Annotated in this window: 23 protein-coding genes and 2 pseudogenes; 13 read left to right on the forward strand and 12 right to left on the reverse strand. The window is 45.6% G+C overall.

All coding sequences use genetic code 11. From position 1 onward, the window contains the following. Nucleotides 1-190: 190 nt before the first annotated feature. Nucleotides 191-731 (forward strand): annotated as a pseudogene (locus KJB05_RS19945) (transposase); the annotation flags it as partial. Nucleotides 732-830: 99 nt separating this feature from the next. Continuing rightward, nucleotides 831-1452, forward strand: a pseudogene (locus tag KJB05_RS19950) (hypothetical protein). Nucleotides 1453-1584: 132 nt separating this feature from the next. On the opposite strand, the gene KJB05_RS19955 reads toward KJB05_RS19950, so the two are convergent. After that, nucleotides 1585-2310, reverse strand: coding sequence for an NUDIX domain-containing protein (locus KJB05_RS19955; RefSeq protein WP_208445753.1), 726 nt, complete (start codon nt 2308-2310; stop codon nt 1585-1587). A gap of 390 nt (nt 2311-2700) precedes the next feature. Here KJB05_RS19955 and pncB point away from each other — a divergent pair, with 390 nt between their 5' ends. The 4 genes from pncB to KJB05_RS19975 all read left to right on the forward strand — a co-directional run bounded on the left by pncB (nt 2701) and on the right by KJB05_RS19975 (nt 5928). Continuing rightward, nucleotides 2701-4011: a nicotinate phosphoribosyltransferase gene (gene pncB / locus KJB05_RS19960; RefSeq protein WP_213053124.1), complete on the forward strand. Its 1311-nt coding sequence runs from the start codon at nt 2701-2703 to the stop codon at nt 4009-4011. A 452-nt stretch (nt 4012-4463) separates the two neighbouring features. Beyond that, nucleotides 4464-4823, forward strand: coding sequence for a hypothetical protein (locus KJB05_RS19965; RefSeq protein ID WP_005436373.1), 360 nt, complete (start codon nt 4464-4466; stop codon nt 4821-4823). A gap of 18 nt (nt 4824-4841) precedes the next feature. Further along, nucleotides 4842-5189, forward strand: a complete 348-nt coding sequence (locus tag KJB05_RS19970) for a GlpM family protein (RefSeq protein ID WP_005436374.1) — start codon at nt 4842-4844, stop codon at nt 5187-5189. A gap of 220 nt (nt 5190-5409) precedes the next feature. Further along, nucleotides 5410-5928 (forward strand): glycine zipper 2TM domain-containing protein, encoded by a 519-nt coding sequence (locus tag KJB05_RS19975; RefSeq protein ID WP_208445752.1) that lies wholly within the window; start codon nt 5410-5412, stop codon nt 5926-5928. A gap of 81 nt (nt 5929-6009) precedes the next feature. Here the strand turns inward: KJB05_RS19975 and KJB05_RS19980 are convergent, their stop codons facing one another. Together KJB05_RS19980 and KJB05_RS19985 are read right to left on the reverse strand one after the other, a co-directional pair. Next, a complete protein-coding gene (locus KJB05_RS19980) occupies nt 6010-7101 on the reverse strand; it encodes a transporter substrate-binding domain-containing protein (RefSeq protein WP_208445751.1) in 1092 nt (363 codons plus the stop codon). Nucleotides 7102-7297: 196 nt separating this feature from the next. Beyond that, nucleotides 7298-8206 carry a DMT family transporter gene (locus tag KJB05_RS19985; RefSeq protein WP_005443891.1) on the reverse strand — a complete coding sequence of 303 codons (909 nt, stop codon included), beginning with the start codon at nt 8204-8206 and terminating at the stop codon, nt 7298-7300. 94 nt (nt 8207-8300) lie between these two features. Between KJB05_RS19985 and KJB05_RS19990 the strand changes: the two genes are divergently transcribed. Next, nucleotides 8301-9185, forward strand: coding sequence for a LysR substrate-binding domain-containing protein (locus KJB05_RS19990; RefSeq protein WP_208445750.1), 885 nt, complete (start codon nt 8301-8303; stop codon nt 9183-9185). A gap of 47 nt (nt 9186-9232) precedes the next feature. On the opposite strand, the gene KJB05_RS19995 is transcribed toward KJB05_RS19990, so the two are convergent. Together KJB05_RS19995 and KJB05_RS20000 are read right to left on the reverse strand one after the other, a co-directional pair. Continuing rightward, entirely contained in the window at nt 9233-10045 is an 813-nt protein-coding gene (locus KJB05_RS19995; protein WP_208445749.1) for a 5'-methylthioadenosine/S-adenosylhomocysteine nucleosidase, read from the reverse strand. Nucleotides 10046-10238: 193 nt separating this feature from the next. Then, nucleotides 10239-10748 (reverse strand): copper resistance protein NlpE, encoded by a 510-nt coding sequence (locus KJB05_RS20000; RefSeq protein ID WP_208445748.1) that lies wholly within the window; start codon nt 10746-10748, stop codon nt 10239-10241. A 200-nt stretch (nt 10749-10948) separates the two neighbouring features. Here KJB05_RS20000 and KJB05_RS20005 point away from each other — a divergent pair, with 200 nt between their 5' ends. Further along, nucleotides 10949-11179: a hypothetical protein gene (locus KJB05_RS20005; protein WP_020196106.1), complete on the forward strand. Its 231-nt coding sequence runs from the start codon at nt 10949-10951 to the stop codon at nt 11177-11179. A 76-nt stretch (nt 11180-11255) separates the two neighbouring features. On the opposite strand, the gene KJB05_RS20010 is transcribed toward KJB05_RS20005, so the two are convergent. The 3 genes from KJB05_RS20010 to KJB05_RS20020 form a co-directional block, all read right to left on the reverse strand. Further along, the gene (locus KJB05_RS20010) at nt 11256-12497 is read right to left on the reverse strand and encodes a glycine betaine/L-proline ABC transporter ATP-binding protein (protein ID WP_208445747.1); all 1242 of its coding nucleotides are present in this window, start codon (nt 12495-12497) and stop codon (nt 11256-11258) included. Next, the gene (locus KJB05_RS20015; protein WP_020196104.1) at nt 12490-13389 is read right to left on the reverse strand and encodes a proline/glycine betaine ABC transporter permease; all 900 of its coding nucleotides are present in this window, start codon (nt 13387-13389) and stop codon (nt 12490-12492) included. The genes KJB05_RS20010 and KJB05_RS20015 overlap by 8 nt, the downstream gene beginning before the upstream one ends. A gap of 88 nt (nt 13390-13477) precedes the next feature. Continuing rightward, nucleotides 13478-14470, reverse strand: a complete 993-nt coding sequence (locus KJB05_RS20020) for an ABC transporter substrate-binding protein (protein ID WP_005441515.1) — start codon at nt 14468-14470, stop codon at nt 13478-13480. Nucleotides 14471-14788: 318 nt separating this feature from the next. Between KJB05_RS20020 and KJB05_RS20025 the strand changes: the two genes are divergently transcribed. From KJB05_RS20025 to KJB05_RS20040, 4 genes are all read left to right on the forward strand, one after another. Then, nucleotides 14789-15079, forward strand: coding sequence for a DUF134 domain-containing protein (locus tag KJB05_RS20025; RefSeq protein ID WP_005452940.1), 291 nt, complete (start codon nt 14789-14791; stop codon nt 15077-15079). Continuing rightward, nucleotides 15076-15573, forward strand: coding sequence for a NifB/NifX family molybdenum-iron cluster-binding protein (locus tag KJB05_RS20030; protein ID WP_208445746.1), 498 nt, complete (start codon nt 15076-15078; stop codon nt 15571-15573). The genes KJB05_RS20025 and KJB05_RS20030 overlap by 4 nt, the downstream gene beginning before the upstream one ends. Continuing rightward, nucleotides 15573-15791 carry a (Na+)-NQR maturation NqrM gene (nqrM, locus tag KJB05_RS20035; RefSeq protein WP_208445745.1) on the forward strand — a complete coding sequence of 73 codons (219 nt, stop codon included), beginning with the start codon at nt 15573-15575 and terminating at the stop codon, nt 15789-15791. The genes KJB05_RS20030 and nqrM overlap by 1 nt, the downstream gene beginning before the upstream one ends. A gap of 123 nt (nt 15792-15914) precedes the next feature. Further along, complete coding sequence (locus KJB05_RS20040; RefSeq protein ID WP_208445744.1) at nt 15915-16529, forward strand: sugar O-acetyltransferase; 615 nt, start codon at nt 15915-15917, stop codon at nt 16527-16529. A gap of 84 nt (nt 16530-16613) precedes the next feature. Here KJB05_RS20040 and KJB05_RS20045 read toward each other — a convergent pair whose 3' ends face one another. Further along, nucleotides 16614-19628 carry an EAL domain-containing protein gene (locus KJB05_RS20045; RefSeq protein ID WP_208445743.1) on the reverse strand — a complete coding sequence of 1005 codons (3015 nt, stop codon included), beginning with the start codon at nt 19626-19628 and terminating at the stop codon, nt 16614-16616. A 336-nt stretch (nt 19629-19964) separates the two neighbouring features. On the opposite strand from KJB05_RS20045, the gene KJB05_RS20050 reads away from it, so the two are divergent. Next, the gene (locus KJB05_RS20050) at nt 19965-20159 is read left to right on the forward strand and encodes a hypothetical protein (protein ID WP_009697894.1); all 195 of its coding nucleotides are present in this window, start codon (nt 19965-19967) and stop codon (nt 20157-20159) included. A gap of 73 nt (nt 20160-20232) precedes the next feature. Here KJB05_RS20050 and fusA read toward each other — a convergent pair whose 3' ends face one another. The 3 genes from fusA to dgcN form a co-directional block, all read right to left on the reverse strand. Further along, nucleotides 20233-22257: an elongation factor G gene (fusA, locus tag KJB05_RS20055; protein ID WP_208445742.1), complete on the reverse strand. Its 2025-nt coding sequence runs from the start codon at nt 22255-22257 to the stop codon at nt 20233-20235. Between the two features lie 309 nt (nt 22258-22566). Continuing rightward, on the reverse strand, nt 22567-23553 hold the full coding sequence (dgcA, locus tag KJB05_RS20060; protein ID WP_208445741.1) for an N-acetyl-D-Glu racemase DgcA: 987 nt from the start codon (nt 23551-23553) through the stop codon (nt 22567-22569). A 26-nt stretch (nt 23554-23579) separates the two neighbouring features. Next, the gene (gene dgcN, locus KJB05_RS20065) at nt 23580-24584 is read right to left on the reverse strand and encodes an N-acetyltransferase DgcN (protein ID WP_208445740.1); all 1005 of its coding nucleotides are present in this window, start codon (nt 24582-24584) and stop codon (nt 23580-23582) included. Between the last annotated feature and the right edge of the window lie 15 nt (nt 24585-24599).

The raw sequence follows: 24599 nt of genomic DNA on the forward strand, positions 1-24599 counted from the left end.
TATTGAATTATTTAAATAATTGAAAAATATGATTGCACTGCAACTATGTGAATGAAACTCGCAATTGTACGTATCACTAAATTTAGAACCGTTGGAAAGTTAGTTGAGAAGGGCGTTGTTGCGTAATTCGATGGAACTAAATCAGGAAGTTATGATCTGATCGGCTACATCAGTTAATCATCGTAGCCTTATTCCGAAACCTCGTTACAAAGCAACTAACTGGAAGCATTACAATAAGTCCTTAATTAACCGTGGTTCTCTGACCTTTTGGATTGATGAGGAAACGATAGCCTAGTGGAGATAAAGCAAACAAGGTAAGCCCGGTAGGCCTCGCCGATACAGTGACTTAGCCATTACAACTGCACTGATTGTAAAGCGCGTTTTCTCTATGCCATTGCGAGCGCTGGTGGTTTTTCTTGACTCAGTATTCAAGCTCGCTAACATCCCACTTGCTTTGTCCCACATAAGTCGTCGAGGTTTCATTTAAGCCTAAAACTTTAGGAACAATACAACACCTAACCATCGATGCCACAGGTCTCAAAGTTTATGGCGAATTTGAGTGGAAGGTTAAGAAACACGGCACTGACGGGAAGTGTAGAGTTTTACGTTACGGCTCGAACAAAAATTGGAACAAGCTGTGCGGCTATCATAAGTACTCGCTATCTGAGGCTGCAATGCATAGAGTGAAGCAGTTTTTGGGTGGTAAACTCAGTCTTCGTAATTACAATGCTTAGGTTGGCGAAACTTAAGCTTATAGGGTGTGGCATGCCTGAAACGTAGTATATTCCCGTGATTATTGAAGGTGCTTGATTTTCTATAAAATCAGGATCATGCTACGAACCATGAAAATCAAACTGACTCCTCACAGAAACTGCAACCCGAACAAATGTACAAGATTGAACGTGATAGTCGTGTTTAGGCTGTTTTTCTGGCTTCTGAAGGCTTGAGTCAGACTATGATTTAACAAGCTCTTCGTATTCATGAATCGACCGTTGCACGTCACCTAAGTGACTACGTACTTTCTGAAAAACTTAAGCCTGAGAATTGCGGAAGCCAAAGCAAGCATTAATAGTGGGGTATGAAGCGCTAAAGGCTGCTGTGGCGAGGATGAATCGATAGTCTTTATCGATACAGTTCACCCAACACAGTCAACAAAAATATCGCATGGCTGGATACGTATTGGTCAGGATAAAGTGATTGAAACAACGGCTAATCGTAGACGATTGAACATTATTGGCGCACTGAGCCTGTCGGATATTGGTGCAACCATTGTTCACGACTATGGAAAGTAATGAATGAGAAGTCGAGGAACAACGTTTACTTCAAAAGAAAACGGGACTTCAAGACGGCAATAGACCAATTTTTACTGTGACTCTTCCTAGGATCGCTGGCTCGTTGACATCTCGAATTAATGATAATTTTCAGGTTCTCAAGCCTGCATCTTCAAGTTGAATGGGTATACTATTATAAAAATAGCTCAACTTTGGGCGGTTTAGTCTCTCGACTTAATTACGCAACAAAGCAGTGCAATCACTTAAAGTCATGTCCGAAAATTGCGGACCATTTCTGTCTTTTGTGCTTGCGTTAACCACGCAAACAGTTTTGGAAAAAGGTCACTTCGTCGCTTGCGAGGGTGTACACCATGGCTGGCTTACCGCCTTTACCTTTGTTGGTGGAAGCGACTTTGTTGGTTGGCTTTAGAACACCGGAATCAATCAAGCGGCGTTTGATCGTCATTCGACTGATATCAATACCGAACTCTTGGTATGCGGCAATGATGTCTGCGACCAAAAATTCTTTATCGAGTGCGAACAACAATACTGAGGTGTATTCAATAGAGGCACGTAGCTTCTGCCATGCTTTTTCAATCATCTTTTGGTGATCAAAAGCTAGGGTTTCTTCACCATCTAGGATTGCTTGCAGCGGGAACCACTTCAAATGACATTCTGGTACACCAGCGTTGTCGATTTGTTCTTTGTTATTGCGGTCTACTAAGGCGTAGTGGGTGATGTTCAGGCTCCAATCTTCAGGGTCACGCTTTGGATCGCCATCGACAAAAGCTTCGCTAAAGTGGCGAGGGTAGGTGTGAATTTTTTCACGGCAGATTCTACGTCGTGCTGCTTCGAAGTTTTCGTCTGCAGCTCGTCCACCTTCGTGCGTCATGTCTTCATCAAACACAAATCCACCAGGCAAAGCCCACACGCCGTGGTAGGGGCGTTCTGGATTTGAGCGTTTGATCAGCAACACTTCCAACCCTTTATCGGCACAGCCAGATAGTCTGAATGGAATGATGTCGACAGTTACGATCATGATTGGGTCCTGAGATTGATTTGTAAGTAATCTAGCGCATAACAAGTAGTCAATCAATGGGTAAGTAACCGATTGTTAGAAACGTACATGCATTTTCTTAGTGGTGGCGTTTAAGCATGAATGTGCGTATATGTTCAGGTTATCCACAATAGCTGTTGGATTATTGCGCGTAAAAACCTTATAAAAAAGAGTGGTTAGTAACAAAAGTTGACAAACTAATAGTGGGTGTTTATTGTTTACGCAATTTAGTTAGTAACAACAAGTTATATACCCAAGTTTGCCTTGTTGAGAACTTCCCACCAACTTATTTGGGAAAACAATAAGATGCGGTTTGCACCGTGCTGAGGGAATTTGGGTATAAACGAAAAAGGGCGTGTAGAAGGGCTCCGAATGACCACCAATTTATTTTCGTCTCGCATCATTCAAAGTGCGTTAGATTTTGACGTATACAAAGTGAATATGATGAGCGCTGTTGCAGCGCTTTATTCAGATGCGATGGTGTCCTACAAATTCATTGTTCGCAGTGAAGAAGACCTGTCTGAACTACTGCCAGATGTGAAAGCGGAAGTTCTTAAACTGCAAGACATCACTTTCTCGGCAGAAGAAATCGAGTACATGAAAGGCGTCGCGCCTTATCTTAGCTCTGAGTTTGTTGACGCTCTGCATACATTTCGTTTTAACCCTCAACGGGACGTTTCTTTCAATACGAAAACCATGGCTGATGGCACAAGCCAATTACGCATTACCATCAATGGTCTTTGGAAAGAAACCATTCTCTACGAAACCATTATCATGAGTATTGTGTCCGAAGTGCGTAGCCGTGCACGTTGGGCAGACATTCCAGTTGAGCAATTCCAATCTGTTCTGAAAGAGAAAGTTAGTCATCTAAAATCCGAACTAACACGCCGCAATATCACTAACTTTAAGTTTGCTGATATGTCGACCCGTCGTCGCTTCTCCTTCCAAGCACAGCGAGCAATGCTGCTGTATCTGAGCCAAGAGTTACCTGACAGCCTCACTGGAACTAGTAACTACCATTTGGCGAAAGAGCTTGATCTCACCCCTATTGGTACGGTGGCACACGAATGGTTTATGGGGCACCAAGCGCTCGTGAATGTTCGTGATTCACAAAAGGTAGCATTGCAGCGTTGGCAAAAGATGTTTAATGGCGCGTTAGGCATTGCTTTAACAGACACCATTGGTATTGATGCGTTCTTAAAAGACTTCGATGAAGAGCTAAGTAATGCTTACGCTGGTGTTCGTCATGACAGTGGTTGCCCTTACACATGGGGCGAGAAGATGATTGAGCATTACCAATCGCTTGGCATCGACCCTATGACCAAAACCTTGGTGTTTACAGACGGCTTGAACTTTGAGCAAGCACTGGACATTTGTGAGCACTTCCAAGGTCGAGTACAAATCAGCTTTGGTATTGGTACGTTTTTGGCAAACGATATGGGCGAGTACACTAACGAACAAGGTGTCGCTTATAAGCCGCTCTCCATCGTAATCAAGATGGTTTCGTGTAATGGCTCTCCAGTGGCGAAAATCAGTGATGAGCCAGAGAAAGCGATGTGTGAAGACATTTTCTTTTTGATGAATTTGAAGCGTCGTTTTGAGCAGCCGCTCGATCTCGATGAGTGTCGCGTATTGCTTGATCGTCTAGAAAACGAGGGTGATAACTACCTTATCGACGCTTAAATATTGAAGTGAGTCATGATGAAAAAGGGTGGTGCAATGTCATCACTCTTTTTGTGATTCACATACTTCGTTGTATTTGATTTCGCACAGCGCGCCACATTTTGTGCGATAGGGAAGGCGTTTACTTCCTGTGTTAGCGCGAACCCTCTTTACAATAAGCCCTTCTAGATTGGCACTTTTCAGGTGCTTTTAGCGAACCTTCTTCCAGTAGTCATCAAAAGCCATACGTCACCTTGTTGTCATAATTATTTTTATAAATGTGACGCTATTCTATGCGACACAACTCTGTTTCTAATGTCAGAAAAATCCTAAAAACCGTTAAGCAAATGGCGATTTGTTGTAACGCTCTCGTTTCTTGATTTTTACCTTCTATGGTTTCGATAAATTAATATCGGCAAACACAACAGGCGATTTGGTTATAGTACAAGCAAAGGTCAAGTCAGGAATGAACGATGAATTTGGTTGTGCATCTACAGAAAAAAGCGATCAACAAACACGGCTATGAGTGGGCAACGCGCCAAGCTTGGAAGTGTGGGATTAAAGCTAATCTTGTGAAACGAGTGATCGGGATCTTCAAAGGTCAGATCGTTTGTGTTGTCGAAGGTTGTCGTGCTGAATTGACAACACCAATCAACAACCCTTTACATGATGATGAGAAGCAAGGTCGTTATGTATTTGTTGGTGGCATCTTCTGGGAACCAAACAACGTTATCGCACCTGGTTTTCCTGATTTTATGTTTATGCACCTACGCAGTCTGAGTCATCGTCATAAGTATCTAACCGATGATGAGCTGTTCTTGAGCCTAGCTTAGGGTGTTTGGCATACACTGATGACCAGTTTGTTTCTTAAATCTTTGCTTGGTGCCGTGGCAGTATTGATTATTGCCATGCTATCGAAGTCGAAAAGCTTTTATATCGCAGGGCTCGTGCCTTTGTTTCCGACCTTTGCTCTGATCGCGCACTTTATTGTCGGTAGCGAGCGAGACATGGAAGCCCTGCGTCAAACGGCGTTGTTTGGCATCTATTCTTTGATTCCTTATGCGGCGTACCTAATTTCTGTTTTCTACTTTAGCTACCGCTTGAGCTTGGTGGGGACATTGACGGCTGCGACTCTGGTATGGGTCATGTTTGCCTCGATGTTGCTTGCATTTTGGACTCGTTGGATGGTGCCTGCCTAAAGTTTGCTCAACTTGGCATTGTAGTTAGCGCAATATTCATTGCTCAAGCTGATGTGATCTCGCTCCAATTGACCTTTCTCTGAGCTTTCTCTAACACGGTGTTTATAAAACGCTGTATTTTAACCTGCTAATGACCGGACGTTTGTTTTCACCTGATGTGAATTTTTCTTCTAGATTTACTATATCGCCAAACAAAGATAACCGTATCGGAAAGTAAATCATGAATATGAAATCTATCGCAATCGCAACAGCGGTTGTTGCAGTACTAGCGGGTTGTAAAGACAAAACGCCACCAGCACCAACAGAAGCAAATATCACGCTTGTTGAAGCGGTAACAGAAACTGTGAAAAAACCACACCAAGTGTGTAAAGACGTGGTAGTAACACATCAAGTAGAACCAACGGACGACAACAAGATCCTTGGTACTGTGGGTGGTGCAGCGGCAGGTGCTGCATTGGGTAACCAAATCGGTGGTGGTTCAGGTAAAGTGATTGCGACGGCTGCAGGTACTGTTGCTGGTGCGATGACAGGTCGTAAGATCCAAGACAATGTACAAAAGGGTGATGTTGTGACATCAACTGAGAAGCAATGTCACACTGAATACACCACGTCTGAGAAAGTAGTGGGTTACGATGTCACTTACGAAGTTGCTGGCGCGCCAACAACCGTTCGTATGCAAAGCAAACCAGCGGGTAAAACTTTCCCAATTCAAGATGGCAAAGTGGTTCTACCGCAATAATCACTAACGAGATTGAATACAAAAGCCCTTTTGTTCATTGAACTTAAGGGCTTTTTTCATTTTAGAAGACAGTGGTGAACACTACTTGTCTGCAAAATAATCGACCAAAATCTTACGCCATTTCCGTGATTCACGAATTTGCAGTAGAGCGCGATTAATCTCTTCTTCATACGGATTGTTTTCCGTAATGATGAAGCCATAGTTCTGCTTTTCTAACTGGTAAGGCAGCACCTCTAAATCTTCATATTGCCCCGATATTCTGCCGTTACCAATCATGTATTTGAGCACTACGTCATCGGCAACGATTGCTTCGACTTCTCCAGTATCCAATGCATTTAAAAGCGCAGTCATGTCTTGATAATCTTGATGACGAATACCGAAGCTTGTCAGTAACAAAGACGAGGTGGTTGCGGTTTTGGTTCCCACTTTGACATTGGCGAGATCGTTAATGCTTTTGATTTGAGAATAGCCTTGGCTTAGGGTCAATTTGCTAGCTAGCACAGCTGTGATACTGGCGATAAAGAGCATGCTAAACACACCAATAAATACTGTTACGATGCGTCCAGTTAAGCTCTTAAACTCGAAGTAGTTAAAGGGGCCTCGCGTAATGAAGAGAAGTCCAAGGATAAAGCTCTCAACCCAACGTCCTACTCGGCTTTTCATCGAATACAGCTTTTCATTTTTCCCTTCTTCTATCGCGTAGAAAAACGCTCCAACCAAACCTGCAACCAGAATGATCGCGCCAACGATTAACCACAATGCAGGGTTCATGAAGATCGATTGTAAGGTATGTAGGTACCCTTGGTTTTTAACTGCAATTGCAAGGTGGGTCTCATAGAAAGAGTGAGAGAAGTCTGCGAATAACTCACGTTCTGGAGTAATAGAAATGCATGACACGCCAATGTCGATTTGTTCTGTTTCTATAGAGTTAAGAAGATCATCCAGTGGGTGATTTTCGAAAGTGAACTCGACATTCATCTCTTTGGCTATTTGTTCCCACAACTCAATACTGAGGCCGTTTAGCTCCGAATCAACAGAGCCGATGACAAAGGGTGGGCAGGGGTAAGTCCCTACTTTTAGTGAAGATGCCGAAGCATAAGGGCTGAAAAAAGAGATAAGAAAAAGCGTTGAAAGGACAAAAGATTGAAGTGTCGATTTGAAACCAATTTGCATGCGCAGACCCTCAAAAAAGAGGCAGCGATGAATCGAATCAAGAGCGAACGCTCGCTCTAAAAATGCCAGAGTGCTGAGAAAGTAGGAGAGGTGATGACGATTTCAATACTGCCCTAGTTTTATTATTTACTGTTTTAACTATAGCAGTTGATGTCAAAAAACAAGGGACAGCGAGCTGCCCCAATTTAAATCTAGCCTACGCTGCTGGCGCTTGATGATGTTTTTGCTCTTCCGCAAGTTTGGCTGCTTGGGCTTGTTTTTGTTTGCGGCGTTCGCGCTTGGAAAGCCAAATCAGAGGCACCACAATCATCACTGTGCCAATTGCCATAAAGATATCTGGCACTTCACCAAACCAAATCAAACCAACGATTACCGCACCAATTAAGCCGCTGTATTCTGCGCTGGCGATTTTGTTGCTATCGATAGAGCGATAAGCCAATACACAAGTTGCCGCGTAAATCATAATGAATAGGCTTGAACCTGCCGCAACAGGGAAGGAGCTCCAATCCCACGCTTCACCTTCGATAAACACTAACAATAGAGACACAGGAATGCCGGCTAGGTTAGTCATCAATAGCGTGTGCGGTACTGATTGGTTCTTTGGTAACTTGCGGATCAACAGGTTGTTGATTGCTAACGTAACCGCGACAACCAAAGCAGATAGTGCCGCCCAATCAACTTGGTCTGGTCGAATAATCACAAGCACGCCTGCAAAACCCATCACTGCCGCTGCAATAGATTGCGCAGAAAGCTTCTCTCCAAAGAAGATCGCTGCCAGAGGTAACATGATCAAAGGAGCGGCATAAAAGATCGCATTTGCCGTAGCGAGTGGCATAGACGAGATAGCAAACACCATGAAAATCGCGCCAGTTAGCCAAACGTGGGCACGCACTGCATGCCATTTAAAGCCTTCCATCAACGGTGCTTGTTTGGTGAGCAAGAATACAGGTAATAAAATCATCACTGCTGACAGCTGTCGGTAAAACACGAACTGAAAAACCGGCACCTCGTTACCGACACTTTTGATCAAAGCGTCTGAGAGCACCGCAATTAGGTTACCAACAATTAATAGCAGCATGGCTGCGCCGACAGATGTGACTTTCACGTTATTCCTCTCCTCATTCTTTGCCAAAGAGTAGGTGATGTCATAGGATGAAGTGAAATGATATTTATTAGTTTAAGTATGAGATTTTTAGATAATGAAATTACCACCTCTGAGAGCGGTTCACTGTTTTGAGTCCGTTGCGCGTAATTTGAGTTTTTCCCTTGCAGCAGAAGAGCTCAACGTAACCCAAAGCGCCGTGAGTCATCAGATTCGTATATTAGAAGATTACCTTGGTGAAGCCTTGTTTATTCGCCAAGGTCGTAAGCTATCACTCTCGGATACGGGTTTTCGTTATCTTGAAGATATCAGCCCTGCGATCAGTACCATTGCGATGGCGAGCCAAAAAGTGCGGGAAGGTGAAAAGGGCAATCTACGTTTGGCGATTTACAGCTCGCTGGCGGTGAAATGGTTGATCCCACGATTGGCGGACTTCAAGCGTCAGCATCCAGAAATCGATCTGACGCTCAACATGGTTGCAGGAGACCCAGAGCAAACCGACAGCGTTGGTGATTGCTTTATCACGGTACAGAAGCCAAAGCGCAACTACATGGCAGTTCGCCTATATGACGAGACCTTGTATCCGGTATGCAGCCTCAACATTTGGAAGGAAATTCAAGATCAACCGATGCCAGATGCGCTTTGGCACTATCCGATTCTTTCTACTGATTCTATCTATCGTGAGCGCGGTAAAGATTGGGCGGAGTGGTGCAAAGCTGGTGGGTTTGAGCTGCCAAAGGACATTGATATGCAGCATTTCAGTCACATGCTGTTGGCTATCGAAGCCGCGCGTTACGACCAGGGCATTACGTTTGCCAATGACTTCATGTTGAATGAGCGGGATAAGGCTCAAGACTTGGTTTATATCCCCTCTCACGGCTTGGAAACGGGCGACAGCTTTTACTTCGTGCATAAGAAGAATCGAGCTCGCCAGCCAGAAATCATTAAGTTGACCAACTGGCTTAAGCAGCAGTGTTTATAAACAAGAAAGGGAGGCACTCGGCCTCCCTTTGCGATTCAAAAAAGCGACTATTGTTTTTTGATCAGCGCTTTAATCACATCAATTGTGTATAGCTGACAATCGACCGCAGTTTGTGGTTCGAAGTCTTGCTTGTGTTGATCTGTGTTCGAAAGGATACGGATGCCAACGAAAGGCACTTGGTAAGCTTGAGCAACCAATGCCGCTGATGACGTTTCCATTTCTTCAACAGACGTACCGTACGTTTCATGGAACCAGTTGATACGATCCACTTCGCGGTTCCATTCGTCTGCTGAGCCAATCAAGCCTTTCACGACTTTGCCTTTTTTGTATTCTTCAGACAAAGAGAGAGCAGTTTCAACCAGTGCCGGATCCGCTTTGAATTGTTTGTGTTCAACAAACTCGCCGTTTTCACGTAGACGCATGGTTACGTCGAAGTTCTGCCACTTAGTTGGGTCGATGCCTTTGCCTTTTTCAGTAAACTCAGACTTGTAAGAGCCCATGTTGAAGCTGGCTTCACCCACGACAATGTCACCACGGTATAGCTCAGGATCGTGACCGCCCGATGTGCCTTGGTTGATGATGTACTTAGGATTGAAGTGTTCAATCGCAATCGTGGTAGAAGCGGCAGCGTTCGCTAAGCCAACCTCGGTACGAGACACGACAACTGGGTAGCCGTCGATTTCACCTTGCCAGAAAGTCCAAGAACCAACGGTGGTTTCTTTCGCATCATCCAATGCTTCAACCAATGTACTGGTTTCAATATCCATTGCACCCTGAACAAGGATAGGTTGAGTTTGAGCCAAAACAGAGAAGGAAAGTACTGCAGGAACAAGTGCAGCGAAACGTTTAAAGATTTGCATACGACATACTTACAAATAAAAAAGATGGCGCAATCTATCAATGGCAATCGTTTGCGTCAATTGGTTGGATTGTTATTTTTCTTAATAAATGAAAATTCTTGATTGTCGTTCTAATTAACGAGAATGAAAAAATCCGAGCGGGGGAGGCTCGGATTTGGTCTTTATCAGGATTAAATTGAATCGCTATTCAGCATTAAGGCATCTTGCTCAGGTTGTAGAATGAGGCCAACTCGCCTGTTGCTTTCTCGCCGTTCATGTCCAGCTTCATTAGCATGTTTTCGCCAACGAAGTACTGGTTTGGACCAGACTCATCAACCAATGTAATGGTGTTGCCTGATTCGCTCCAAGTGAACTTACCTTCTGACTTGATTGGGTCGCCTTCTTTGCCTTCATAAAGCTCGACCAATGAGTAAGTGCCGTCTTCATTCAGAGTTAGCGTGGTATCGATACCCGCACAATCTGCACAAGGAAGCTTACCTTTGTAAATACCGTTCCAATCCAATGCATTTTGCGCATTGTGGCCAGAATCTACGAACGTGTCCGGAGTGATCACTTGCTCTTCTTCAATTGGTGTCGCATCAACCGTGCTTTCAACTTCAGTGGCTTGAGGAACGTCAACCGCACTTGTCTCCGCTGGTTTCTCATCCTGACAGCCTGCTAGAATAATGACCGCACCTGTGAGTGCTAATAATGTCTTTTTCATTTTATTCCTCTCTAAATCAACAAGTTGACATACCAAAGTAATCTCGTTGCATGTATGCTAAGGTCACTTAGGTATACCGTGATAATAATAGACTTGTTTCCTAGACCTGCGTCAGAACAAAGCAAACCATTGAACAGCCTCTGTTAGAAAAACTCTTTAACGTCAGTGATTTGCAAAGAAGAAGGAAAAGGAAAAGAAAAATGGAAGAATTAGTTATAGGTGCGCTTAGGGTATTGGGAGCACTTATTCGTTGGTTGTTGATCGAAATTTTTTTAGACAGGGTTGCTTACAGTATCGGTTACGCGGGATTGTATATTCTGACGCTAGGTAAAAGACCGCATCGTCCTGTCTCGACAGAAATGCAGGGACGGATTGCTCTGCTTGGTATCGTATTGAGTCTGTTAATCTTTGCACTGCTTATATGGCTGTAGGGATAGCAATAACACCAATATTCAAGAGACAACAAACCAAACAAAAAGGCTCATCAGATGATGAGCCTTTTGCGTATTAGGATGCCTTATCCATTGCTGGTGGCGTTTTGACCTCCTTTGACGGAGATTCCTCTTCGGTATTGTCCGTGAAGATTTCGGCCACGGCGCTTCGTTCTAGTTCGCCTTGCAGATTACCTTCGTCATCAACAACTGGCAGTGAGTAGTCACAAGACATAGTGTCCGGTAGCACTTCTTCAATCACAGAATCAGGAGAGACAACAGGCACTTCTTCATAGATCTCTTCATCAAGTTGTTGTGCTGCATCGGTTTTCGCAGCGTCAAGCAAGCTCTCTTTGGTCACCACACCTTGATAGCCATCGTCGGTCACGTGGTACGCGTAGTCTTGTTTCACGCGTTTCATTTCTATCAAGGCTTCTTCAATGGTCGTCGCTGCAATGCGATATGCTGGCGGCTGCATCACGGTTTCTACGGTAAGAGCGCGTGCTCGGTTAACGTCCTTAACGAAGGCTTCTACATATTCATCAGCAGGATGAAGCAGAATTTCGTCTGGAGAACCTTGCTGTACTAATTCGCCATCTTTCAAGATAGCAATACGGTCGCCTAAGCGAAGTGCTTCGTCCAAATCGTGAGTAATAAAGATAATGGTCTTGTGTAGCTTCTCTTGCAGTTCAATTAGCTGATCTTGCATCTCACTGCGGATCAGTGGATCGAGTGCCGAGAAGGCTTCATCCATCAATAGAATCTCAGCGTCGGTCGCCAATGCGCGAGCTAAACCAACACGTTGTTGCTGGCCACCAGAAAGCTGTGCAGGGTATTGGTTCTCGTAACCTTTAAGGCCAACGGTCTCCAACCACTCGTTGGCTTTGGCAAGACGCGCTTCTTTTTTGATGCCTTGGATTTCCAAGCCGTAAGCCACGTTGTCAACCACAGTTCGGTGAGGCAAAAGACCGAAGCGTTGAAATACCATCGACATTTTATGGCGGCGAAACTCTTCTAGCTCTTTTGGTGACAGCTGCATTACGTCGACGCCTTCAACTAAGATTTGCCCCATGGTTGGGTCAATTAAACGGTTGAAGTGACGAATCATGGTCGACTTGCCAGAGCCAGATAGGCCCATGATAACGAAGATTTCGCCTTTGTTGATTTGCAGGTTGATGTCTTTTAAACCAACGGTATGGCCAGTATCAGCAAGGATTTGGTCTTTGCTTTGTCCTTGCTTAACACGGTCGATAACAGAATTTGGTTTTCGGCCGAAGATCTTATACAGGCCGCTGATTTCAATAAGTGGCTTAGTCATGTTTCAGATCTCCTAGATGTGCTTGCGTTCGTTTTGCATATGCTTGCGATGCACGGTCAAACAAAATCGCTAGTGCCACAATTGCCAAGCCGTTAAGCAGACCAAGCGTGAAGTACTGGTTCGTGATTGACTTTAATACTGGCTGACCTAAGCCTTTTACGCCAATCATCGAAGCAATAACGACCATAGAAAGCGCCATCATGATGGTTTGGTTGATACCAGCCATGATGGTTGGCATTGCCAAAGGTAATTGCACGCCGACTAAGCGCTGCTTCTTACTGGCACCAAATGCAGTAGCGGCTTCAAGTACTTCTTTATCTACCAGTCGAATGCCTAAATTGGTCAAACGAATCACTGGTGGAATCGCGTAGATAACCACGGCAATCAAGCCAGGAATCTTACCAATACCTAGAAGCATCACGACCGGAATCAGGTAAACGAACGCGGGCATGGTTTGCATAACATCAAGAAGTGGGGTTACGACGGATTGCACGCGATTTGAGCGCGCCATGGCAATACCGATCGGAATGCCGAGCGCAATGGCAAGCATGGTACACACCGTGATGATGCTGAGCGTCCGCATCGTGTCTTCCCACATGCCAAAGTACCCAATCAGGATCAATGACACGAAACACGCGACAGCCAATTTCCATGAGCGACTCGCGGCATAAACCAACGCGGTACACACAGCAAGGATGATCATCCATGGTGTAGAAATGAGGAGTTTTTCGAACCAAACGAGAAATGAGAGAAGAGGGTCGAAGAATGATTCAATAAGGTCGCCGTATTCGCGAGAGAAATCGCGGTAGGCACCATCTAAGGTTTTGCGGATGGCTCTAAGATCTGAGCGATCCATTTCTGGGAATTCGCTAAGCCAATTCGAGTCAGACATGTTTACTTCCTTTTCTTGCCGAGACTCAAGCGAGTCTCGGCATACAACAATTTTGGTATTCCTATACCATTTACGAAACGTCTAAGTCTTACAGTGCACCTTGCACTTTTTTAGCTACGTCTTGAGGAACCCATGCGGTCCAGATCTGTGGGTAGTTTTCTAGGAAATGGAACATGGTTTCTTCACCGTCTGCTTGGTTGTCTTCCATCCAAGCGAGCAGTTGGTTCATGTCTGCATTGGTGAAACCACGTTTAGTGAAGTAGTCGTACGCTGCTGGAGAGCGTGAAGCAAACTCCTCGGTCGTAATGGTGTGCACTGGTGAAGGTGGGTACATGGTTGCTTTTGGCGCTTCACAATCCGCTTGAGTAGTACAGCTCACGAACTCCTCTTCATTCACGCCGCTACCGAAATCGACTTTAACCATGTCGTACTTACCAAGAACCGCAGTTGGTGCCCAGTAATAACCAAACCATGCTTGTTCGCGTTCGTAAGCTTTTGCGATGGAACCAGATAGACCGGCACTTGAGCCTGGGTCAATGATGTCAAAACCTGAGTCAGCAAGATCCATTGCTTTGAAAAGGTTGCCAGCGCTGATCTGACAGTTCCAACCAGCAGGGCAGCTGTAAAATGCGGATTTTGCTTTGTCTTCAGGATGAGAGAACAGTTTCGCGTGTTTTTTCACACCTTCGATGGTTTTCATTTCAGGATATTGCTTAACAAGGTAGGCAGGGATCCAGAAACCTTCTTCACCGCCATCGACGAGTGCTTTACCAGCATAACGTAGGCGTTTTTCTTCAACACCTTTGTCTAGCGCATCTTTAAGGCTGTTACTCCAGAGTTCTGGTGCCACATCGGGCTGTCCTTTTTCGATCATTGAGGTGCCGGTAGGCATGGTGTCGCCTGGGATGAGTTCGGCATCACAGCCGTAGCCGTGCTCAAGAATAAAACGGTCCACATTGGCAATCAGTGTTGCAGAGTTCCAGTTCATATCTGCAATGGTAACCGTTCCACACTCACTTGCGTTTGCGTTGGTCGCTGCTAGCGCACCAATCGCTAGTAGTAAGGGAGTTTTGTACGTCATATTGAGTTTCCTTTCTCTAAATAGCTCACTTAGGGTAACGAATTAATCATTAGTGTTCAAACTAATGTGTTAGATGAATTATAGCTTTGTTTGTTAACAGGCGTGAAAATGATGGTGAACATTTGATGAAAATAGCCACAGAAATGCGAGGTTTTTTATCGACTCATGTCAATGAATCGTATGGTGGTTTGTATGTGTTGTTACATTATTATTAGATGTCTAACGAATATTTCGCTATGGATACGATTTTTGCAAACTAAGATATTGGCATATGCCATAAACGGGCGTAAGGTGAAGGCGTTTTGTAGAGAGGATGTGATGGCGAGACCAAAAATAGAAAGACGCATATGTGGACGTGCAGCGCACCATTGCTTTAAGCCTAATGGTGTACCGTTTTACGAGCTAGAAAAAGTCAACATATTGCCAGAAGAACTAGAGGCATTGAGATTGGCCGATCTGGAAGGATTGAGCCAGCAACAAGCCGCCGACCAAATGGGAGTCTCTCGCCAGACCTTTGGTAATACGGTTAAAAGCGCGCGTTTTAAAGTCGCGAAAAGCCTAGTTGAGGGTCATGCACTTGTTTTTCCTGACCAGGAGTCAAACTCATGATTTACGCTATTCCGAATGACGGCGAACGCGTCGCCAATCACTTTGTTAAAGCCCCATACATTGCGATTTATTCCGATTCAGACGGACTGTTAAAGAATCTAGCTAACATTGCTTCTATGCCACAAGCTGGCTGCAAAGCAAAATCACAACTTATTCAATCTTTGCAAGAATACAAAGTAGATGCGGTGTTGGTTCGCAACATTGGTGAACGTGCGCTAGGTAAGCTTTTGAGCAGTGGTAAGCAAGTCTTTAAGCTATCGACTCGCAGTTCACTGGATGACGTGATGGGTGTGCCGCGTTCGCCATTAACGCTTGCCACGCAAGGTCGACCTTCTATCAATCACGCTAAGAAAGGTGGTTGCGGAGGCTGTGGCAGCAAAAAAGCGCCGTCGCTATTGCTTAATCCTCAATCTCAATCCAAAAAAACACTCATGACGCTTCGTCCGATGAAACTCAAAGCATTGGTTTCTTCTTACGTGAAAGAGGTGAAGTAATGGTTTGGTTGTTCACTTTTCTTGGGTTCTTAGCAATCATTTTGTTGATGTCACTGGGCGTGATCTTTCATAACAAACGCATTCAAGGCAGTTGCGGTGGTTTGAATAACGTAGGCGTTGATAAAGTGTGTAACTGTGAGACTACTTGTGCAGACAACGAGCGCCGCCTCTACCAGATCCAAGAGCCGAGTTCGAAAGCGACTGGGGCGTGTGTTTAACAGCCAACATCAAAATGCGTTGTTGCTCGCAAATACCTAGCGAAATGATGCGAAAAGTTGGTAGTTAACTGGCTGAATTTACGATTATTTATCGATGTGTTCTTGGTACTTTAGAGGTTGTCGATGAGTAGTAAACTGGCTGATTTTTCTGTGCATATTCCTATTACGCCTGAGCTGTTTGAGTTTCAAACCGAAGTGAAGGAGAAGCTGTATGATTTCAACCACGCACGACCTTCTGAGCATTTAAAGAAAGCCGAGATCATCGAGTCACTTCTTGGCAGTGCGAATGGCGTGAACATCGTGCCTCCGTTCTATTGTGACATGGGCAAGAACATTCACTTTACCCAAGGTGGCTTTTTGAATGCTGGCGTTACCATTCTCGATCTTGCACCTGTTCATATTGGTGAGTACGTGCAAATTGGCCCTAATGTGGTGATAAGCACGGCGGGGCATCCATTTGAGCTCGCTGAGCGCGTTCGTCCTATAGCAACGGGCAACCCAATTACCATCGGTGATAGTGTGTGGATTGGTGCGGGTGCCATCATTTTGGATGGCGTGACAATTGGTGACCGAGCGATTATTGGGGCAGGCAGCGTGGTGACCAAAGACATTCCTGCTGATTGCGTTGCAGTGGGGAATCCAAGTCGCGTAGTGAAAACCATCGAGCAAAGCGAAATGCCATCAGAAGAAGAGATCATCGAGATGTGGCGACCGTTGATGGAAATGAAGTTGGATTAGACAAGAAGGTTTTCTAGAGCGAAGTATTTAAAACCAACGGTGAAGAACAGAACAAGGCGAGCACAAGAGCTCGCCTTGTTCTGTTTAAACGGCACCAAGTGGTGTGTATTGTTGCTCTAGCTGAGAAATAGGTTGGGGTTTGCTGAAGTAATAACCTTGAAGTAAATCCACGCCGAGTTCGCTTAAGCTAGATACATGCTCTGCGGTTTCTACCCCTTCTGCGACCACGCGATAACCCAAACTTCTACCCATCAAAATCATAGTGGATACGAAATCGAGGTTGGATTGATCTTTGATGATGTCGGCGATGAAAGAACGGTCGATTTTGACTTCACTCAATGGCAACTTCTTCAATAACGACAATGAAGAGAAGCCAGTCCCGAAATCATCCAAAGAGATGGTAATGCCTGCTTTTCTGAGCTTCTCAAGCGATTTCACACACAAGTCATAATCACTAATGGCTGCTGTTTCGGTGATTTCGATGCAGAACAGAGACAACGGCAATCGGTAGTTAAGGATGGTTTGAATCACCTCGTCTGCAAAATAAGGCTGTACCAACTGACGTGCACTGATGTTGACCGAAATATGGCTCATCGATTGTAACCAAGCGGACTGCTGCACATCACGACAGACTCGATTGAGAATGTATTCTCCCAATCGCGAGATCATACCTGCGTTCTCGGCGACCTGAATAAACTGACTTGGCGGGACAAAGCCGAGTGCTTCAGATTGCCAACGAGCCAAGGCTTCTACTGCAATCACACGCTGTGTTTTGTGACACAACTGAGGTTGGTAGAACACATCAATTTCGCTTTGTTCTAAAGCGCGATTTAGGTGGTGTTCGAACTTAATTAAGCTTTGTGTGGTCGCTTCCATGGTGTCGTTGTAATGCACCACTTTGCGCCCACCGAGTTGCTTCGCTTGATACATGGCGATATCGGCTTTTTTGACCAACTCTTCAGGGCTATGGCCATCCGATGGGTAGAAGGAAATCCCTAAACTGCCTTGGCTGACCAATTCCATCTCTTCATGAATCATTGGCTTTTCGATGGTGCGTAAAATCATGCTAGCAATCTGGTTGGCTTGGGCGGCATTGCTGACATGACAGAAGAACAAGAACTCATCTCCGCCGAGTCGCGCAATAGTATGAGGCTCAACCAAAACACTTTCTAACTCTTTGGTTATGTGGCAAAGCAGAGCGTCGCCGACATGGTGTCCGAAAGAGTCGTTGATCATTTTAAAGCGATTGAGATCCATCAACATGATGGCTCGAGGCTTATCTGGGTTAACGCGGATGTGTTCAACAATCTCTTCCATGATTTTGCGGCGGTTGGCGACACCCGTTAGCGCATCGAAATACGCCATATGATGGATCTTCGCGGCGCTTTCTCGCTGCTCGGTCACATCTGTCATTGAGCCGATAAAGCGTACCGCATGACCTTGTGCGTTACGTACTGCAGAACCATTGGCTTGCACCCAGATATAGCTGTTGTCGTGTTTGCGAATACGAAATTCAGTTTTGAACGCCACTTTATCGACCAAGTGAGCTTGGATGTGTTCTTCTAATTGGTCGATGTCTTCTGGATGAATAAATTGGAACAGCTGATCGCAATCGATGTAGCGTTTGTGGGAGATGTTTTCATTGCCGAGCATGTTGACCAAGCGGCTGTTCCAACGCAGTTTATTGCTGGTCAAATCCCAGTCCCAAATACCATCATTTGAGCTGTTTGATACCACCTTGAGTTGCTGTAGCAGTTGCTGTGAGTTCTTTTGACGTAAGGTGCTGGTGTTGAGTAGCGCATCACGTTCAATGAACAGAGACAACATATCGAGATAGTTGTTGAACACCGATTGGGTACCGATGTTTTGTTGATCTTCAAGCGAATCAACCACGGCGACTAACTGCCACTGGTTTTTTTGCCCCGTAGCAATTGGCATTACTGTCGCAACAAAGTGTTCGCAACCTTCAAGGAAAGGAAAATCACGAATGTCATCACTTGCGGTGCTCTGTTTTGGCAGCGTGGTTGGTTGGGTCATGCCTTGTTCGACCCAACTCTCGATATGATATTGCTCCTGATCGCACTGCGCTAAACATGCCCAATCGAGGTTGTTGCCATACAAGCTTTGAGCGTCAAGAATGGAGTTAAAACCGTTCTGAGCTTGAGAATAGAAGTTCTCAAAAATCTCTGCCGGAGAGCGGCCTTCCACATTCAGCAGCGCATGACGAATTGAGTTCGGACATTCTGTTGATTCATGGGTTGGGTTACGATTACCACAGGACTGGCGGATAACCAGTTTCTGTGGCACTTGGTTAATCTGGTTTGAAAACGCAGCCCCTTGAATGCGCTCGATAGCTCGGCTAAATGCTCGGCGTGCCAGAACTTCTAATTGCTGATCGGCAGTGGTTAACGGTGGCTGAGTTTGTTTACCGAAGAAGACGTTATCAATACCAACCACGGCGACTTCATTTGGTACCGCAACTTGCAAGTGCTTAAGCTGCTCCATCATGCCAATGGCGTTGTGGTCGGTAGCACAAATAACCGCCGTGCATTGCGAATTGCGCTGCACGAACTCAACGGCAGCTTCTCGTCCACCCGCTAATGAGCAGTTGCTAACGCTAAAGAAATCTTCGGGATTGAAAGCCCCTTGATGCTGTGTAGCAGCATGTTGGTAGGCTTTAAAACGTGAACGTACATCGTTGACCGACAAATCACCACAAAAACCAATGCGTTGATGTCCTTGCTCCAACAGCCAACGATACAAGGCTTTTACGCCGTCACTTTGTATGCTGATGAACTGCTCAACATCAAGCGGTGCGTAGCTTGCACCCAAAGACAAAACAGGAATGCTTTTGCTCAGCGCCGTTTGCACCAGATGATCGGATGCAGAATGCAAAACCACCATCAATGCATCGAGATGATGCAAAGCAACAGACAGGTCGAAGTCTCGGCGATGCCCGCTACGAATAAATACCAAATTAACCCCATGTTGCTTAGCCATTTGGCGCAACGTGGCGTTAAGCTCTCCCATATAAAAACCGCTCAACATAGGCAAGATGATGCCAATGGTTGGGCGTTTATCAAAAACACGTCTATTCATCTGAATCAGCAAGTCGAGTAAAACTCAAAAAGAAAAAGGTCGCCTCTATGAGTAAGTTGAATATGAGGCTATTTGCATCCACACATTACTGACTAAAATCTCAAAAAAAAGACATAATTTGTGGAAATGATAATAGGCGCACGTTTGGTAGGGGATGGGATGAGTTCGCTGCCAGTTCGATGACGTAGTGTCAAAATTCAGTTCACGCTCGCTTTATAAAATGCTTCAGATTTAACAATAAAAACTGTCGAGAATGTCTAATTTTCACACAACTTGTTTTGATTGTTTTTTGACCGCCTTTAACTTTAAGGTTCGTCTTAACAAAGGAGAACCAAAATGGCATTTATGAAACAGGATATCCCAAACCGTGTAACGGTGTACCATGACAATGTCGATCAGGAACAAGAACTCAAGAACGCGATGTTGCCAGAAAAGCCGCGCTATTTTAACGGTTCTCCTACCTATAAAGCCGACAGTGTTGAACAGTTCCAATCCAAGCTTGAACATATTGGTATGTCGTTAGACAAATAGACCTCAAATGAATACAACAACGCCCTCAAGTTTCGAGGGCGTTTTTTGTTGGTGAAGTTAAGTGTGTTAAGTCTTAGCTTTGCTGCGTCGCTTCGTTGCAGACCTGTTTTTGTACTGCTGGTGGCGCTGGTTCGTAATGGCTGAGCGTCATGTTAAAACTGCCTTCACCGCCAGTAATTGAGCGCAGACGACGAGCATAATCTTGCAGCTCGTTGACCGGAGACTTGGCCCTTAACATAGTGAAGTTCGCGTCGATAGGCTCAGTACCTTCAATAAGACCGCGATTACCAGATAAATCGCCGGATACATCACCCACATTCGCGGTTGGAATATGAAGCTCCATTTGCACAATCGGTTCGAGCACAATCGGGTCTGCGTTGTTGATCGCATCTAAAAACGCTTTCTTACCTGCGATGACAAACGCGATTTCTTTCGAGTCAACCGAGTGGTATTTACCATCGTAAACGGTCACCTCGACATCTTTGATTGGGTTACCAGAAATCGCTCCTTCTTCTAGTGCTTGAACAATGCCTTTTTCCACCGCAGGGATGAGTGCGGTAGGAATGGCACCGCCTACCACTTTATTGATGAACTTGAAGCCCGCACCGCGCTCGAGTGGGCGTACTTTTAATTGCACTTCACCAAATTGACCGGCACCGCCGCTCTGTTTCTTATGACGATAATGACCTTCTGCTGGCTTGGTTATGGTCTCAAAGTATTCGACGCTTGGTTGGCTGGTTTCCACTTCCAGTTTGTAAACAGAAGACATTTTCTCCAGCGCTACTTTGAGGTGGAATTCACCCTGACCACTGATGATGGTTTCATTAGTGCGTGCGCGATGTTCGATTCGAAGAGAAGGGTCTTCACTGGCGATTTTATTCAGTACATCCCCAAGCTTTTGCTCGTCGCCACGCTTAACGGGTTTTAGGCACAGCGAGTACATTGAATCAGGGAAGTTGAGGGTTTTGAGTTGCACGCCGTCTTCTTCATGAGAGTCATGAACAATGGAATCAAACTCCAACTCATCCACTTTGGCTAGCACACAGAAATCGCCGGCAAGCGCCCTTGGGATCTCCGTTCTGTCTTTGCCTTGCAATTGGTAGAGATGACCGACTTTGAACGCTTTGTTGCTCTCGCCAATGTAGAGTTGGCTGCCTGCGTTGATTTCACCTTGGTAAACACGTAAGTAGGCGAGTTTGCCCATGTAAGGATCGACGCTGATCTTGTACACATGTGCCACGCTGTGCTCAAGTGCTTCACAGTTTACTTTGACCTTCTTGCCGTTTTTCTCCAACAGCGGTGGGTTGCCTTCATTTGGCATCGGCATGATTTCCGCTAGGGTTCTCAGCAGTAGTTCTATCCCTGCGCCTGTTTCGGATGACACAAAGCAGATTGGAATCACGTGTCCGGTTCTCAATGCTTCTTCAAACGGGTCATGCAGCTGTTCTGCTGTCAGTTCTGAGCCTTGTTCGAGATACAGTTCCATCAGCTCTTCATCGACTTCAATCACTTGGTCTATCAAAGTTTCATGCGCTTCTTCGACTTTGGCGAGCAAGGTGTCGCGTTCGATCTCTGGTTCGAAATAGCAATCTACGACCGATTGAGCATCGGCTGAAGGCAAGTTGATTGGTAAGCAATTATCACCAAAGTGTTCGATGATATTTTCCATCACGGCTTCAAGTTGGTTACCGTGATTATCGAGCTTGTTGATGATGATCATCTGGCACTTTTGCTGCTCTTTAGCAAAGGCGAACAAGCGGTCAGAAGTTTGGTTGATAGGCATTTGTGGGTCGATGATCAACGCGGAAGTTTCAACGGCAGGGAACACGCTGAGTGTGCGTCCGAGTAATTCACTTTGTCCGGGAGTGTCGATGATATTGAGGCGGTGTTTGTTCCAACTTAGGGCGACTGGGGTGGCTTCGATACTGTGTTGATATTGGATGGATTGTTGGTCGAAATCGGTCACCGTATCGCCTTTTTCCACACAACCTAAATGATTGGTAGCTTGGCAGGTGTAGAGCAGTTTTTCTATCAGTGTGGTTTTGCCGGTACCCGTTTGACCGACAAAGGCGATGTTGCGGATCTTATTGATAGGCATAGAGCCTCCTTGCAAATGACGTGCGAAACCGAGTGAGCCTTTAGCGGCCAATCAACGGTTCCAAAGCAAACCTGATATCAGGCACGAACTGCATTGGAGTAGGGCGGGTTTACCGCCTTTTCGTCTTCCATGTCATTTTTCGGATGACTCTATACATACAACCACCACCTTGCTGAAAAAGCGCATTAGAGGTTACTACGGTATTAGCATGCCGTAATAACCCCGTAATTTATGTGACTTATTTCATGCTGACGGTGATTGTTTTTTAATCTAGGTCATGAAATGGGTGATGGGGTGATCACTGACCCTTTACAGGACGATTTCACCTTCTCGATATACTAAAGCAGGCTCAACATCCTGACCCAGTAAAACCGGACCATCTAAGTCGACCACTTTCGATTGAACAGCAATGGGTAGCGCTGATCGCATCGCCAATGAAGTGCCTAGCATGCAACCAGACATCAAGGAAAAGCCAAGGCGTTTCGCTTCTTCTGCAAGCAATAAGGCTTCGGTTAGACCACCTGTCTTATCGAGCTTGATGTTGACCATTTCGTATTTGCCTACCAATTCATGCAATTGTTGGCGTGTATGGCAACTTTCATCGGCACAAAGTGGAATTGGGTGCGAAATGTCTTTTAGCTTGTCATCGTCATTCGATGGCAAAGGCTGCTCAATCATTGCGATATTTAATGGCGCAAGCGCGGCAAAGGTGGCGTCTAAATCCAGCTCTTGCCATGCTTCGTTTGCATCCAGCACGATCATCGCATCGCCTGCCGCTTCACGAACTGCGCGAACACGTTCAATCACTTGTTCGCCATCGAGCTTCACTTTAAGCAGTTTTGCGCCTTGCTCGATGTAGTTGCGGGTCTGGTTTGCCATTGCATCTGGCGTGTTAATCGACACGGTCATCGCAGTGACAATCGATGCTGGTAGTTCAAATAAATCTTGAGTGTGTTGCTTGCCCGCTAGCTTAGCTTGTAAGTTCCACATCGCACAGTCGAGTGCATTACGTGCCGCACCGCCAGGGAGAAGGGTTTGCAGCTTTTCTCTAAGGGAGGCTATGTTCGCATCGCCTTTGGTAAACAAATCTTGTAGTTCATGGGCGGCTTGAGAAATGGCTTTGATCACCGATTCCACCGACTCGCCGTAACGGGGATAAGGCGTACATTCACCTTGGGCACTGATGCCGTTCTGCTCTATGGTTACTCGCACCACGTGACATTCTGTTCGACTGCCACGGGAGATACGGAAAGGCGTCGCCATCGCAATGGTGACGGGCTCTACATGAATTTTCATCGCGTCTACAATCCTTAAATCGCAACTTAAATCGCAATAATCTGTTGAGCAATTTGCTCTACGCCAAAACGCACAGGATCGGTCACTGGTACTTGGTATTTCTCAGTCCAGTCTTGGCAAAGCTGTGCGGCATCATCTTCACTGATTGCAGAAGTATTCAAGCAGATTCCGACAAGACGTGTGTCAGAGTTTGTTAAACGTGCCGCTTGTAAATTCGCTTCGATGGTTTGTTCAATCGTTGGCAACTTAGCATGAGGAAGGTTGCGAATGTGCGGGCGACCGATCTCGTGACACAATACCAAAGCGTCTGCTTGTGCGCCGTGAAGCAAGCCTAAACTCACGCCAGCAAAAGATGGATTGAATAGTGAACCTTGCCCTTCAATGATGTCCCATTCGTGGTCAGTAAACTCTGGGCTAATGGCTTCCACCGCACCAGAGATAAAGTCCGCGACGACCGCATCAATCGAAATACCACTGCCCGTGACTAAGATGCCGGTTTGACCTGTGGCTTTGAACTCAGCTTTACAACCCGATTGCTGTAAGGCTTTTTCAATTGCTAGAGCTGAGAACATTTTTCCAACCGAGCAGTCGGTGCCAACCGTTAGTAAGCGTTTACCCGAGCGCGCTTTACCATTGCCCACGTTCAGCGGTTCATCGTAATGGCGTACATCGTGCAACTTGGTTAGGCCACGTTGCTGTAAGTCATTCAAAGGTGCGAATTCAGAAAGACGTTGATGCATACCTGAGGCAATTTCAAACCCCATTTCCGCCGCTTCTAGTAACGTCGCCTGCCATGATTCAGGAATAACACCGCCAGGGTTTGCTGTACCGATGACGAGCGTTTTTGCGCCTTGCTGCTGAGCCTGTTGCAGCGTCATGTCGGTTAAACCTAATGAAACGGTTTCTGACGTAAGACGAAGCTGACCTAAGCAAATCTCCGGTCGCCATTGATGGATACCGCGTGCAGTTTTTGCGGCTAATGGATCGGTGACGTCGCCAAGAAAAAGTAGGTAAGGTTGAGCAATTTGCATGATGGTTCCCTCTGT

Origin of the sequence: Vibrio sp. B1ASS3 (genome assembly GCF_905175355.1) — a bacterium.
GTDB lineage: Bacteria > Pseudomonadota > Gammaproteobacteria > Enterobacterales > Vibrionaceae > Vibrio > Vibrio owensii.